This is a genomic window from Mycobacterium sp. 852002-53434_SCH5985345 (assembly GCF_001667155.1).
Classification (GTDB): domain Bacteria; phylum Actinomycetota; class Actinomycetes; order Mycobacteriales; family Mycobacteriaceae; genus Mycobacterium.
This window is the reverse complement of record NZ_LZIE01000074.1, coordinates 55,692-69,224: the sequence shown is the minus strand read 5'-3', so window position 1 is coordinate 69,224 and position 13,533 is coordinate 55,692. Positions and strand designations below refer to the sequence as shown.

The 13,533-nt window shown below is 66.2% G+C and carries 14 protein-coding genes; 11 read left to right on the top strand and 3 right to left on the bottom strand.

What is annotated here, in order from left to right:
- Positions 1-3: 3 nt before the first annotated feature.
- Genes A5756_RS17850 through A5756_RS17810 form a run of 9 tightly spaced genes read left to right on the top strand, consistent with a single transcriptional unit; the run spans position 4 to position 9,683 of the window.
- A complete protein-coding gene (locus A5756_RS17850; RefSeq protein ID WP_066955180.1) occupies positions 4-846 on the top strand; it encodes an ABC transporter permease in 843 nt (280 codons plus the stop codon).
- 19 nt (positions 847-865) lie between these two features.
- On the top strand, positions 866-2,068 hold the full coding sequence (locus A5756_RS17845; protein WP_066955177.1) for a virulence factor Mce family protein: 1,203 nt from the start codon (positions 866-868) through the stop codon (positions 2,066-2,068).
- On the top strand, positions 2,068-3,120 hold the full coding sequence (locus A5756_RS17840; protein WP_066955174.1) for a virulence factor Mce family protein: 1,053 nt from the start codon (positions 2,068-2,070) through the stop codon (positions 3,118-3,120). The genes A5756_RS17845 and A5756_RS17840 overlap by 1 nt, the downstream gene beginning before the upstream one ends.
- Positions 3,110-4,174, top strand: coding sequence for a virulence factor Mce family protein (locus A5756_RS17835; RefSeq protein ID WP_066955170.1), 1,065 nt, complete (start codon positions 3,110-3,112; stop codon positions 4,172-4,174). The genes A5756_RS17840 and A5756_RS17835 overlap by 11 nt, the downstream gene beginning before the upstream one ends.
- On the top strand, positions 4,171-5,610 hold the full coding sequence (locus A5756_RS17830; protein ID WP_066955166.1) for a virulence factor Mce family protein: 1,440 nt from the start codon (positions 4,171-4,173) through the stop codon (positions 5,608-5,610). Before A5756_RS17835 ends, A5756_RS17830 begins: the two co-directional genes overlap by 4 nt.
- Entirely contained in the window at positions 5,611-6,765 is a 1,155-nt protein-coding gene (locus A5756_RS17825) for an MCE family protein (RefSeq protein WP_066955163.1), read from the top strand.
- A gap of 13 nt (positions 6,766-6,778) precedes the next feature.
- Positions 6,779-8,503 (top strand): virulence factor Mce family protein, encoded by a 1,725-nt coding sequence (locus tag A5756_RS17820; RefSeq protein WP_066955160.1) that lies wholly within the window; start codon positions 6,779-6,781, stop codon positions 8,501-8,503.
- Positions 8,503-9,192 carry a mammalian cell entry protein gene (locus A5756_RS17815; protein ID WP_066955157.1) on the top strand — a complete coding sequence of 230 codons (690 nt, stop codon included), beginning with the start codon at positions 8,503-8,505 and terminating at the stop codon, positions 9,190-9,192. The genes A5756_RS17820 and A5756_RS17815 overlap by 1 nt, the downstream gene beginning before the upstream one ends.
- Positions 9,192-9,683 carry a mammalian cell entry protein gene (locus tag A5756_RS17810; RefSeq protein WP_066955154.1) on the top strand — a complete coding sequence of 164 codons (492 nt, stop codon included), beginning with the start codon at positions 9,192-9,194 and terminating at the stop codon, positions 9,681-9,683. The genes A5756_RS17815 and A5756_RS17810 overlap by 1 nt, the downstream gene beginning before the upstream one ends.
- Positions 9,684-9,692: 9 nt before the next feature.
- Here the strand turns inward: A5756_RS17810 and A5756_RS17805 are convergent, their stop codons facing one another.
- From A5756_RS17805 to A5756_RS25975, 3 genes are all read right to left on the bottom strand, one after another.
- Positions 9,693-10,271 (bottom strand): hypothetical protein, encoded by a 579-nt coding sequence (locus tag A5756_RS17805; RefSeq protein ID WP_066955149.1) that lies wholly within the window; start codon positions 10,269-10,271, stop codon positions 9,693-9,695.
- 84 nt (positions 10,272-10,355) lie between these two features.
- On the bottom strand, positions 10,356-11,837 hold the full coding sequence (locus A5756_RS17800; RefSeq protein WP_066955146.1) for a trehalose-6-phosphate synthase: 1,482 nt from the start codon (positions 11,835-11,837) through the stop codon (positions 10,356-10,358).
- Positions 11,838-12,002 carry a hypothetical protein gene (locus tag A5756_RS25975; RefSeq protein ID WP_156659617.1) on the bottom strand — a complete coding sequence of 55 codons (165 nt, stop codon included), beginning with the start codon at positions 12,000-12,002 and terminating at the stop codon, positions 11,838-11,840.
- Between the two features lie 16 nt (positions 12,003-12,018).
- On the opposite strand from A5756_RS25975, the gene A5756_RS17795 reads away from it, so the two are divergent.
- Together A5756_RS17795 and fetB are read left to right on the top strand one after the other, a co-directional pair.
- Positions 12,019-12,699 (top strand): phosphate ABC transporter ATP-binding protein, encoded by a 681-nt coding sequence (locus A5756_RS17795; protein ID WP_197505795.1) that lies wholly within the window; start codon positions 12,019-12,021, stop codon positions 12,697-12,699.
- Entirely contained in the window at positions 12,696-13,493 is a 798-nt protein-coding gene (gene fetB, locus A5756_RS17790) for an iron export ABC transporter permease subunit FetB (protein ID WP_066955144.1), read from the top strand. Before A5756_RS17795 ends, fetB begins: the two co-directional genes overlap by 4 nt.
- The last annotated feature ends 40 nt before the right edge of the window (positions 13,494-13,533 follow it).

Below are 13,533 nucleotides of genomic sequence, written 5' to 3'. Positions count from 1 at the left end.
TCGATGAGCTACGACGTCACCTACCGGTTGCGCAACCTCGCCTTCCGGCTGCAGGAGCCGATCGACGACTTCGGTGAGCAGGCGTTGTTCTACGGCCAAACTGTCCGATACGTCCCGAATGCCCTCACCCGCTACCGCAAAGAGACGGTCCGGCTGATCGCCGAGATGACAATGGGCGCCGGGGCGCTCGTCATGATCGGCGGCACAGTGGGCGTCGCGGCCTTCCTGACCCTGGCCTCCGGCGGGGTCATCGCCGTGCAGGGGTATTCGTCGTTGGGCAACATCGGCATCGAGGCGCTGACAGGCTTCCTGTCGGCTTTTCTCAACGTTCGCGTCGTCGCGCCGGTGATCGCCGGCATCGCGCTGGCGGCCACCATCGGCGCCGGTGCCACCGCGCAATTGGGCGCCATGCGGGTATCCGAGGAAATTGACGCGGTCGAATGCATGGCGGTGCACTCGGTGTCCTACTTGGTGTCCACCCGGCTGATCGCCGGACTGATCGCGATCATCCCGCTGTATTCACTGTCGGTACTGGCGGCGTTCTTCGCCGCCCGCTTCACCACGGTGTACATCAACGGCCAGTCCAAGGGTCTCTACGACCACTACTTCAATACGTTCCTCATCCCGTCGGACCTGCTGTGGTCGTTCCTCCAGGCGATCGTGATGTCCATCGCGGTGATGCTCGTCCATACCTATTACGGCTATAACGCCAGCGGCGGCCCGGTCGGCGTCGGCATCGCGGTCGGCCAGGCCGTGCGCACCTCGCTGATCGTCGTCGTCGTCATCACACTGTTCATCTCACTCGCTGTCTACGGCGCGTCCGGTAACTTCAACCTCTCCGGGTAAGAGGACCGCTTAAAGGAACATGGCAAACACAGGAATGCGACGTAGCTCCGTCCGGGTGGCAGCAGCGGTGCTGGCCAGCCTGATACTGGCGTTCGCCCTCGTGACTTACCTTTCCTACACAGCGGCTTTCGCCTCGATCGACAAGGTCACGGTCTCGGCTCCCCGGGCCGGGCTGGTGATGGAGAAGGGCGCCAAGGTCAAATACCGGGGCATCCAGATCGGCAAGGTCGAGGCCATCGACTACTCCGATGACCAGGCGCGTCTGACGCTGGGCATCAACAGCGACGACATGCGCTTCATTCCCTCCAATTCGCCGGTGCATATCGCGGGTAACACCATATTCGGCGCCAAGTCGGTCGAATTCCTTCCGCCGCAGAACCCTTCTCCGACCTCGCTACGTCCCAACGCGCACGTTGCGGCCTCCGCGGTGCAGCTGGAAGTCAACACCCTGTTCCAGTCGCTGATGGACCTGCTGCACAAGATCGACCCCGTCGAGCTCAACGGGACGCTGAGCGCTTTGTCCGAAGGTCTGCGTGGGCACGGCGACGACTTCGGCGGCATCTTGTCGGGCCTGAACACATTGACGCGCCAGGCAAACCCGAAGCTGCCTGCGCTGCAGGAGGATTTCCGTAAGGCCGCTGTCGTCACCAACATCTATGCCGACGCCGCTCCGGACCTGAACACCATCTTCGACAACCTACCGACGATCAACAAGACCGTTGTCGACCAGCAGAACAACCTCAACGACACCTTGCTGGCCACCATCGGCCTGGCCAACAACGCCTATGAGACGTTGGCGCCGGCCGAGCAGAACTTCATCGACGCCATCAACCGGCTGCGGGCCCCGCTGAAGGTGGCCGCGGACTATTCGCCCGAATTCGGCTGCCTGTTCGCGGGAATCGAGCGCGGTATCAAGGAATTCGCCCCGCTGCTCGGTGTCCGCAAGGCGGGACTGTTCACGTCCTCGAGCTTCGTGCTCGGTGCGCCGGCGTACACCTTCCCCGAGTCCCTGCCGATCGTCAACGCCTCCGGTGGACCGAATTGCCGCGGGTTGCCGGACATTCCGACGAAACAGACCGGCGGGTCGTTCTTCCGGTCGCCGTTCCTGGTCACCGACAACGCGAACATTCCGTACGAGCCGTTCACCGAACTGCAGTTCGACGCGCCCTCGACGCTGCAGTTCTTGTTCCACGGCGCCTTCGCGGAACGGGACGACTTCTGATGGCCGCGGGGGAGATGCCGACACACCGCTCGATGATGATCAAGGTCAGCATCTTCACGGTGGCCATGCTGCTGGTATCCGCGGGACTTGTGGTGGTCTTCGGCGACTTCCGATTCGGTCCCGAAAGCACTTACCACGCAACGTTTACCAACGTGTCGCGGTTGAAGGCGGGCCAGAAGGTGCGTATCGCCGGCGTGCCGGTCGGTGCGGTGTCCGGCGTGAAGCTCAACCAGGACAACACCATCGACGTGTCGTTCGGACTCGACAAGCGCTACACGCTCTATTCCTCCACGCGCGCGGTGATCCGCTACGAAAACCTGGTCGGTGACCGGTATTTGGAGATCACCTCGGGACCCGGGGAGCTGCGGAAGCTGCCGCCGGGCGGGACGATCAACGCCCAACACACCCAGCCCGCACTGGATCTCGATGCGCTGCTGGGCGGGCTTCGGCCGGTGCTCAAGGGGCTGGACGCGGACAAGGTCAACACGATCAGCAGCGCCGTCATCGAGTTGCTGCAGGGCCAGGGCGGCGCGTTGTCCAACGTGCTGGCCGACACCAGTGCGTTCTCGTCGGCGTTGGGCCAGCGGGACCAGCTCATCGGTGACGTGATCAACAACCTCAACACCGTGCTCAAGACCGTCGATGAGCGCAGCGCCCAGTTCTCGACCAGCGTGGACCAGTTGCAGCAATTGATCAGCGGGCTCGCCAAGAACAAGGACGACATCGCGGGCGCCATCCCGCCGCTGGCCTCGACCACGACGGATCTGACCGAGCTGCTGCAGAATTCGCGCCGGCCGCTGCAGGGCATTCTGGAGAACACCCGGCCGCTGGCGACCGAACTGGACGACCGCAAGGCCGAGGTCAACAACGATGTCGAGCAGCTTGGCGAGGATTATCTGCGGCTGGCCGCGTTGGGCGCCTACGGCTCGTTCTTCAACATCTACTTCTGCTCGGTGACGATCAAGATCAATGGCCCGGCGGGCAGCGACATCCTGCTGCCCCTCGGCGGCCAGGTGGATCCCAGCAAGGGGAGGTGCGCTTTTGCCAAGTAACGCAAAGCGTGAGCGCGATCCGCTGCGCACCGGCATCTTCGGGGTGGTGCTGGTGGTGTGCGTTGTGCTCATCGCATTCGGCTACGCGGGATTACCGTTCTGGCCGCAGGGAAAGATCTACGACGCCTATTTCTCCGACGCAGGCGGCATCAATCCCGGTAACGCGGTGTACGTCTCGGGCTTCAAGGTCGGCAAGGTGACGTCGGTCGGCCTCGCCGGAGACAGCGCCAAGATCAGCTTCAGCGTGGATCGCCATGTCGCCGTTGGGGATCAGTCACTCGCCGCGATCCGCACCGACACCATTCTCGGTGAGCGGTCCATCGCGGTAAGCCCGGCCGGCAGTGGCAGGTCGACAACGATCCCGCTCAGCCGCACGACCACGCCGTACACCCTCGCCGGCGCGCTGGAGGACCTGGGTCAAAACGCCAACAACCTGAACAAGCCTCAGTTCGAGCAGGCCTTGAACGTATTGACCGACACGCTGCACGACGCCACCCCCGAGCTGCGCGGCGCGCTCGACGGTGTGACGACGCTGTCGCGAACCCTGAACCGGCGCGACGAGGCGCTGCAAAGCCTTCTGGCGCATGCGAAGTCGGTTACGGGCGTGCTGTCCCAGCGCGCCGGCCAGGTCAACAAACTGGTCGACGACGGTAACGAGTTGTTCGCTGCGCTCGACGAGCGGCGAGCCGCCCTGGGGCGGTTGATCTCGGGGATCCAGGGCCTCTCGGCGCAGATCTCCGGCTTCGTCGCCGACAACCGTAAGGAGTTCGGGCCGGCGCTGAGCAAGCTCAACGACGTGCTGAGCAACCTCAACGAGCGCCGCGACTACATCACCGAGGCCCTCAAGCGGCTGCCGACCTACGCGACCGAGCTGGGCGAGGTCGTGGGGTCCGGGCCGGGATTCAACGTCAACGTCTACGGGGTGATCCCCGCGCCGCTGCTCGCGACGATGTTCGACTTCTTCTACCAGCCCGGCAAGATGCCGGCCAGCTTGGCCGACTACCTGCGCGGGCTGATCCAGGAGCGCTGGATCATTAGGCCGAAGTCGCCATGATGCGGCGAATCGCCGGCAGCCGGGGGCTGCGCTACACCACCGCCATCGCGCTCATCGCGGTGTTGGTGGGTGGCGTATATGTGCTGTCGTCGACCGGCAATACGCGCAGCATCGTCGGTTACTTCACGTCCGCGGTCGGGCTCTACCCCGGCGACCAGGTCCGGGTCGTCGGCGTTCCGGTGGGTCAGATCGACACCATCGAGCCGCGGCCCTCCGACGTCAAGATCACCATGTCGGTGTCCAAGGACGTGAAGATCCCGAAAGACGCCAAGGCCATCATCATGTCGCCGAACCTGGTGGCGGCGCGGTTCATTCAGCTGACGCCGGCGTACACCGGTGGCGCGGTGCTGCCCGACGGCGGGAGCATCGCCCTGGAACGTACCGGGGTTCCGGTGGAGTGGGACGAGGTCAAAGAGTCGCTGACGCAGCTGGCCGTGCAGCTCGGTCCCACCACGGGGTCGATGCAGGGGCCGTTGGGGCGGGCGATCAATCAGGCCGCGGACACGTTCAACGGCAACGGCGAGTCGTTCCACAACGCGTTGCGCGAACTCTCCCAAGCCGCTGGGCGGCTGGGCGATTCACGCAGTGACATCTTCGGCACGGTCAAGAATCTTCAGGTTCTGGTCAACGCGCTGTCGGCCAGCAACGAACAGATCGTGCAGTTCGCCGGGAACGTCGCCTCGGTCTCCCAGGTGCTCGCCGACAGCTCGCGTCACCTCGACAACACCCTGGGCACGCTCAACAAGGCGCTCTCCGACATCCGGGGATTCCTGCACGAGAACAACTCGACCATCATCGATACGGTCAACAACCTCAACGACTTCGCGAAGACGCTGAGCGACCAGAGCGAGAATATCGAGCAGGTTTTGCACGTGGCGGGCCCCGGCATCGCAAACTTCTACAACATTTACGACCCGGCGCAGGGCACGCTCAACGGCCTGTTGTCGATTCCGGAATTCGCCAACCCCGTGCAGTTCATCTGCGGTGGGTCCTTCGAAACCGCGGCCGGGCCACGCGCGCCCGACTACTTCCGGCGCGCCGAGCTGTGCCGCGAGCGGCTGGGACCGGTGCTGCGCCGGCTCACGGTGAACTACCCGCCGATCATGTTCCACCCGCTCAACACGATCACGGCCTACAAGGGTCAGATCATCTACGACACCCCGGAAACTCAGGCCAAGTCGGCCACACCGGTTCCCGATCTCACCTGGATCCCGGCCAATGGTGCCAAGACGCCCCCCGCCGCCCAGAACCCGGCGGACCTGCAGGCATTGTTGGTCCCGCCGGCCCCGCAGACCGCCCCGGCCCCCGGCCAGGCGCCGGCCTTGGGTAATGCCCCCCCGGCCCCCGGCCCCGGACCAGGGAGCGCGTTCGGGCCCCTACCAGGCCCCGCGCCGGGCCAGGCGCCGACGCCGCCGGCCGACCAGGGGGGCGGCTAAGTGAACCGGATGTGGTTGCGCGGTAGCGCTTTAGCGGCGGGGAGCGCGCTGCTGGCGGGCTGCCAATTCAACGGCCTGAACTCGCTGTCGATGCCTGGGACGGCGGGCCATGGCGGCGGCGCCTACTCGATCACTGTCGATCTGCCCGACGTGGCGACCCTGCCGCAAAACTCTCCGGTCATGGTTGACGACGTCACGGTCGGCAGTGTCTCCGGTATCCAGGCCGTGCAGCGGTCCGATGGATCGTTCTACGCGGCAGTGAAATTGTCGTTGGACAACCATGTCGCGCTGCCCGCCAACGCGACAGCGACCGTCGCCCAGACATCGCTGCTGGGTTCGATGCACATCGACCTGGCCCGCCCCAAGGGCAAGCCGGCCGTCGGCAAACTTTCCGATGGGTCCAAGATCTCCGAGGCCAACACCGGCCGCTATCCCACCACCGAGGAGGTGCTGTCGGCCCTCGGCGTCGTGGTGAACAAGGGCAATGTCGGTGCCCTCGAAGAGATCACCGACGAGACCTATCAGGCCGTTGCTGGTCGGCAAGACCAATTCGTCGACCTGGTCCCCCGGCTGGCGGAACTGACCGCCGGACTCAACCGGCAGGTCAACGACATCATCGATGCGGTCGACGGGTTGAACCGATTTTCGGCGAGCCTGGCCCGCGACAAGGACAACCTGGGCCGGGCACTGGACACGCTGCCCGACGCGATTCGGGTGCTCAACAAGAACCGCGACCATATCGTCGAGGCGTTCGCCGCGCTCAAGAAGCTGGCGACGGTGACCTCGCACGTGCTGGCAAAAACGAAGGTGGATTTCGCCGCCGACCTCAAGGACCTGTACGCCGCCTCCAAGGCGCTCGCCGACAACCGGAAGAACTTCGTCACGTCGCTGCAGCTCTTGCTGACGTTCCCCTTCCCCAACTTCGGCATCAAGAACGCGGTGCGCGGTGACTATCTCAACGTGTTCACCACGTTCGATCTAACGCTGCGCCGGCTCGGTGAAACCTTCTTCACCACGGCGTATTTCGACCCGAACATGGCCCACATGAACGAGATCCTCAATCCGCCCGACTTTTTGGTCGGCGAAATGGCCAACCTGTCCGGACAGGCGGCCGATCCGTTCAAGATTCCGCCCGGCACGGCTTCGGGACAGTAGGGGGCGGGCGCAGATGCACGACAGACTGACCAAAATCCAGCTGTGGATATTCGCGGTGATCACCGCCATCACATTGACCGTGATGGCGATCTTCTACCTCCGGCTGCCCTCGACGTTCGGCCTCGGAACCTACGCCGGGACGGCCGATTTCGTAGCCGGCGGTGGCTTGTACAAGAACGCCAACGTCACCTACCGTGGCGTCGCCGTCGGCCGGGTGGAATCGGTGGGGCTCAATCCCAATGGCGTCACCGCCGGGATGCGGTTGAACAGCGGAACCGCCATCCCGTCAAACGTCACCGCCACCGTCAAGAGCGTATCGGCCGTCGGTGAGCAATACATCGACCTGGTGCCACCGAGCGCACCGGCGGGGACCAAGCTGCGCAACGGGTTTCGGATCGATCGGCAGAACACCCGGATCGGTCAGGACGTCGCCGACCTGTTGAAGCGCGCGGAGGCGCTGACCAACAGCCTGGGCGACACCCGGTTGCGCGAGGTGTTGCATGAGACGTTCATCGCGGCCAACGGGTCGGGACCCGAGCTGGCCCGGCTGTTCGAGTCCGCCCGTCTGCTGGTGGACGAGGCCAACGCCAACTATCCGGAAGTCTCCCAATTGATCGACCAGGCCGGCCCGTTCCTGCAGTCGCAGATTCGCGCCGGCGCCGACATCAAGTCGCTGTCCGACGGGCTAGCGCGGTTCACCTCCGAGGTGCGCCAGGCCGACCCGCAGCTGCGCTCCACGCTGGCCACCGCCCCGGGCGCGACCGACGAGGCCAGCACCGCGTTCTCCGGCATCCGCCCGTCCTTCCCGACGTTGGCCGCCAGCCTGGCCAACCTGGGTCGGGTGGGGGTGATCTACCACAAGTCGATAGAGCAGCTGCTGGTCGTGCTGCCGGCGCTGTTCGCCGCGATCACCACGGCGGCGGGCGGTGCGCCGCAGGACGAAGGCGCCAAGCTGGACTTCAAGCTGGACCTGAACGACCCGCCGCCGTGCGCCGTCGGCTTCCTGCCCCCGCCGTTGATGCGCACGCCGGCCGACGAGACGGTGCGCGAGCTGCCGAGGGACATGTACTGCAAGGTGGCCCAGAACGATCCGAGCACCGTGCGGGGCGCGCGCAACTATCCGTGCCAGGAATTCCCAGGCAAGCGGGCGCCGACCGTTCAGCTCTGCCGCGACCCGAAGGGCTACGTCCCCATTGGTCGCAACCCGTGGCGCGGTCCGCCCGTGCCGTACGACACCCCGGTGACCAACGGGCTGAACGTGTTGCCGCCCAACAAGTTCCCCTACATCCCGCCGGGTGCGGAACCCGATCCGGGCACCCCGATCGTCGGGCCACCCCCGCCCGGGGTGGTGTCGGGGCCCGGCCCGCTGCCGAACAAACAGCCGGCATACGACCCGCCACCGCCCAACGACAACGGGCCGCCACCGCCGTTCACGTCGTGGCAGCCGCCCGGGGTTCCGCCCGTGCCGCCGCAGCTGCCGTATCCCAAGTGGCTGCCGCCGCCGGCGCCGCCGGAAGGGATCAATCCCCCGCCGGCGGGCCCGGGACCGGAGAAGCCGTGGGGTCCGCCGCCCGGCGGCCAACCGCAGGCCAGCGGGCCTGCGTACGCCACCTACGACGAGAAGACCGGCGCATTTAAGGACCCGGCCGGTGGCACTGGTATTTTCGCGGCCGGTGCTAGCGGCGTGTCCAGCGCCGAGAATTGGGTGGACCTGATGCTTGATCCGAGGCCGATGTAGTGGCAGAGGAGCCAACGACCAATCAGCGCGTCCGTCGTCGGGCCTCCCGCGCGGCCGGCCCCGCGAACGGCGAAGTGAACGAAGCCGCCACCGTGCAGGTCGAAGCCGCGCCGACGCGGCCGGCCAAGCCCGTCAAGGCGCTCAAGTCGCTCAAGCCGCCACCGCGGCGCCGACCGCACCGTGCCCTGGTGGCATGGATTTCGTTCGCGGCCGCGGTGTTGGCCATCGGCGCGCTGGCCGGTTGCCTGGCCGTGCTCGTCGTCCAGCAGCGGCACGCCAACGCCCAGCAATCACGCGACCAGCGTTTCGTCGACACAGCCACGCAGACGGTGGTCAACATGTTCAGCTACAAGCAGGACAACATCGACGAGAGCGTGAACCGCTTCTTCAACGGCACCAGCGGACCGCTGCGCGGCATGCTCGGGGCCAACAACAACATCGAGAACCTCAAGGGCATCTTCCGGTCCACCAACGCCACGTCCGAAGCGGTCATAAACGGCGCCGCGCTCGAGGGCATCGACACGGTCACCGACAATGCGTCCGTGCTTGTTTCGGTGCGGGTCACGGTCGCCGACATCGACGGCGTGAACAAACCCTCCATGCCCTATCGCCTGCGAGTGATCGTGCACGAGGACGAGCAGGGGCGGATGACGGGCTACGACCTGAAGTATCCCAACGGGGGTAATTGATGCGGTGGCGGCGCCGGCTGCTCGTCGTCGCGGGCTATCTCCTGATTCTGGTGTTCGTCGGGTTGTCCGCGGCGGCCGGCTGGTTCTACTGGCAGCGGGTGCAGACGCGCGGCGAGGAAGCCGCGCGGGCGGTGCTACCTGCGTTGGCTACCAAGGAGATTCCCCAGGTCTTCGCCTATGACTATCAGACGGTGGAACGCAGCCTCAGCGACGCGTACCCGCTGTTGACCCCCGACTACCGCCAGGAATTCCGGAAAAGCGCCAACACGCAGATCATTCCGGAGGCCAAAAAGCGCGAGGTGGTCGTCCAGGCCAGCGTCGTGGGCGTGGGAGTGATGTCCGCCAAGCGTGATTCGGCATCGCTGATGGTCTATATGAACCGCACCGTGACCGACAAAACACGCCAGCCGCTCTACGACGGCAGCAGGTTGCGGGTCGACTTCAAAAAGATCGGCAAGCAATGGCTGATCGCCTACATCACGCCGATCTAGGCGCACATCTTAATAACACATCGCAATGCCGTTGCAGTACAACGGATAACGTTCGACCGGGCTGGGCGGGGGGCCGGTCATCTGCAGCGAGAACGGTTGCTTCTTCATCTCCGGCTGCATCCCGCAGACGGCGCCGTGCAGGCTGGTGTGGGTGCCGCTCATGTTCTCGTCGCTGAACGCGTAGGTTTCGGTGGACGGTGCGGTGCCGCCGCCCGGACACGAGACGCCGTCCGGTTTCTCGACTTTGAACGTCCACAGCATGCTGGACATTCGGGCCCTGCCGCTGAAGTTCTGTAATTTGTCCGCGGCGGTGATCCGTTCGGCCGTCGAACTCACGATGTTCAGGGCGCAGTTCATCGCGAAGACGATCGGGTCGGAATAGTCATTCATGTTTCGGGTTCCGGACGGCTGGTCGCACAACGCCGAGATCGTCCAGGTCACCCCGGAGACCCCCGCCTCGTTGAAGTTGTAGTTGCCATCCGGGGGCGGTCCGATCGCGTGCGCGGGGTCACCGGAGTCCAGTGCGATTCCGATGGCGACAGCCGAGAAGATGCCTGCGCCAGCGGCCAACGCGCGACGGAGCTTCACAGTGCCCTCCCTTCCGGTCCTTCCCCTGCACCGATCCACCGAGTATCACAGCGTTTGCGCGGCAACACCATGGGTTCGGGCGGCCTACTTGGCGTCCTGCGCCTGCGGCTCCGCTAACGCGTCCAGGAATGACCGCGCCCAGCGGTCGACGTCGTGGGCGAGGACCTGACGCCGCATCGACCGCATCCGGCGCCGACCCTCTTCGACGGGCTGGTTCAGCGCCGCTTCGATCGCGTCCTTGACGCCCTCGAGGTCGTGCGGGTTGACCAGATAGGCCTGCCGGAGTTCGGCGGCAGCGCCGGTGAATTCGGACAGGACCAGCGCACCGCCGAGGTCGCTGCGACAGGCGACGTACTCCTTGGCGACCAGGTTCATGCCGTCGCGCAGCGGGGTGACCAGCATGACGTCGGCGGCCACGAAGAACGCGATCAATTCGGTGCGGGGGACCGGACGGTGCAAGTAGTGCACCACCGGATGACCGACCTCGGCGTATTCGCCGTTGATGTGGCCCACCTCGCGCTCGATGTCGTTGCGCAGAATCTGGTAGCTCTCCACGCGTTCGCGGCTCGGCGTCGCGAGCTGCACCAAAACGGTGTCGTCGCGTTTGGCCCGTCCCTCCGCGAGCAACTCCGAGAAGGCCTTCAGCCGCACATCGATGCCCTTGGTGTAGTCCAGCCGGTCGACGCCGAGCAGCACCTTGCGAGGGTTGCCCAGCTCGGCCCGGATCTCCCGGGCGCGGCGCCTGACGTCGCGGTCGCGGGCGGCCTGGTCGAGCGAGCCCGAATCGATGGAGATGGGGAAGGCGCCGACCCGGACGACGCGCGACCCGAGATCGACCTCGCCGTACCGCGTCCGCACCCCGACCGACCCGCGGGACGTGTTGACGCCGATCAATCGCCGGGACAGGAACAGGAAGTTCTGGGCGCCTCCGGTCAGGTGGAAGCCCACCAGGTCGGCGCCGAGCAGGCCCTCGATGATCTCGGTGCGCCACGGCAGCTGCATGAACAATTCCACCGGCGGGAAGGGGATGTGCAGGAAAAAGCCGATGGTCAGGTCGGGCCGCAGTTCTCGCAGCATCGCCGGCACCAGTTGCAGCTGGTAGTCCTGCACCCACACGGTCGCGCCCTGGGCGGCGGCGCGGGAGGTGGCCGCGGCGAAGCGCCGGTTGACCTCGACGTAGCGGTCCCACCATTGGCGGTGGTAGATCGGTTTGACGATGACGTCGTGGTACAGCGGCCACAGCGTGGCGTTCGAGAATCCCTCGTAGTACTCGGCGATGTCGTCGGCGCTCAGTCGCACCGGGCGCAGCTCCAAGTCCTCCTGGACAATGGGCTCGTCGTCGAAATCGGTCTCTTCCTCGGCGACGCCCGCCCAGCCGACCCACGCGCCCCGCTGGCGGCGCAGCAGCGGCTCCAGGGCCGTCACGAGGCCGCCGGGGCTGCGCTTCCACGCCGTGGTGCCGTCGGGAAGCCGTTCCTGGTCTACCGGCAGCCGGTTGGCGACCACCACAAAGTCGGAATTCCCGAAGGTCGGTGTCGTCGAGTCGTGCCCGTCCCCGGGTGCCATTTACGCGTCTTGTTTTGCGGGCCCAATACCGAGCATGGACAGGAAGACGCGGCACTCGTCGGCGTCGTTCGCATAGGCCGCGACGACTCGCCTGGCCTGGCTCGCGGTGCTGTCGGCAACGGGTTCGACGTCGTCGATCTCGCCAGGGTCAGATTTCGTAGCCATGACATAACTGTAGGTGATGCAGGATGAGCAGGTGGGTGAGGACTTGATGTTCGAGTTCCTCGACGTGGTCGTTGAGCAGCGAGGCGTCCGGGGGCTGGACGGCCTGACGGCGGCCATCCCGGGTCGGGGCGTGACCGCGGTGTTCGGACCGTCGGGCTCGGGCAAAACCACCCTGCTTCGGCTGTGCAACCGGCTCGAGGTCCCAACGAGCGGCACGGTGTCGTTCTGCGGGGACGACGTCGCCGGCATCGATCCCCTGTGGTTGCGGCGCCGGGTGGGCATGTGTTTCCAGCGTCCGTCGCCGTTTCCGGGGACGGTCGCCGACAACCTGCGGGCGGCCAACCCAGACGCCTCCGACGAACGGATGCGGGACACCCTGTCCCGGGTCGCTCTGACCGGATCGTGGCTGGACCGCGACGCCACGGCCTTGTCCGGCGGGGAGGCGCAGCGGATGTGCCTGGCCCGCACCCTGATGGCCCAACCGCAGGTGTTGCTCCTCGACGAGCCCACCTCCGCGGTCGACGCCGAGGCCGCCAGGGTGATCGAGCGTGCCGTGCGTGACCTGGCGGTCGACGGGATTCCCGCGCTGTGGGTCACCCACGATCCGGCGCAGGTGGAACGCGCCGCGGACCGGGTCCTGCACATCGAGCGGGGCCGAAGCCTGGGGCTCGGCCCGGTCGGGTCGGTGGCGGGATGAACGGCCAGGTTGGCTGGATGGGCCTGGCCGCGTCGCTCATTCTGGTGGCGTTCGCGGCGGCGATTTCGCTCTGGCAGCGGTTGGGGCTGCAGGGGCAGCTTGCATGGGCGGCGGCCCGCGCGTTGGCGCAGTTGCTGCTCGTCGGCGGCGCGCTGACGTTGCTGTTCGAGCCCGGCCGTTCGCTGTGGTGGTCATGGGCGTGGGTGGCTGGCATGGTGGCCTACGCCGGGGATCTCGCCCGGCGTAGGGCGCCTGAGGTGCCGCGACTCGCGCCGCTGACGATCGCGGCGTTCGCCGCCGCGGCCGTCATCACCCTCGGGGTGATCTTCGGGCTGCGGGTGTTCCCCCTACAGGCGCGGACATTGGTGCCGGTCGCCGGGATGATGATCGGCAACTCGATGACGGCCACGGTGTTGGTCGCCCGGCGGTTGGTCGACGAGCTCCGCGACAAGCGTGACGAGGTTGAAGCCAGGCTCGCCCTCGGGCAACCCTCCCGTCAGGCCGCCTCCCCGTACCTGCGGACCGCCTTGCGGTCGGCGATCTCGCCGCAGATCGAAACCACCAAAGCCACCGGGCTGGTGTTCCTCCCGGGTGCCATGACGGGACTCATCCTCGCCGGCGTGCACCCGGTGCAGGCCGTGCTGGTCCAGGCCGTCGTGATGTTCTTGATCCTCGGCTCGGTGGCGGCCACCACCGTCGTCGTCGCACTCGGACTGGTCCGCCTGGCGTTCACCCGCGACCACCGCCTGCTGCCGCTCGGCATGCGGCCGGACGGCTCACCCACCCACCGGTGACCCACTTACACACTGGCCGTAATGTGTAACGACGTCGGAC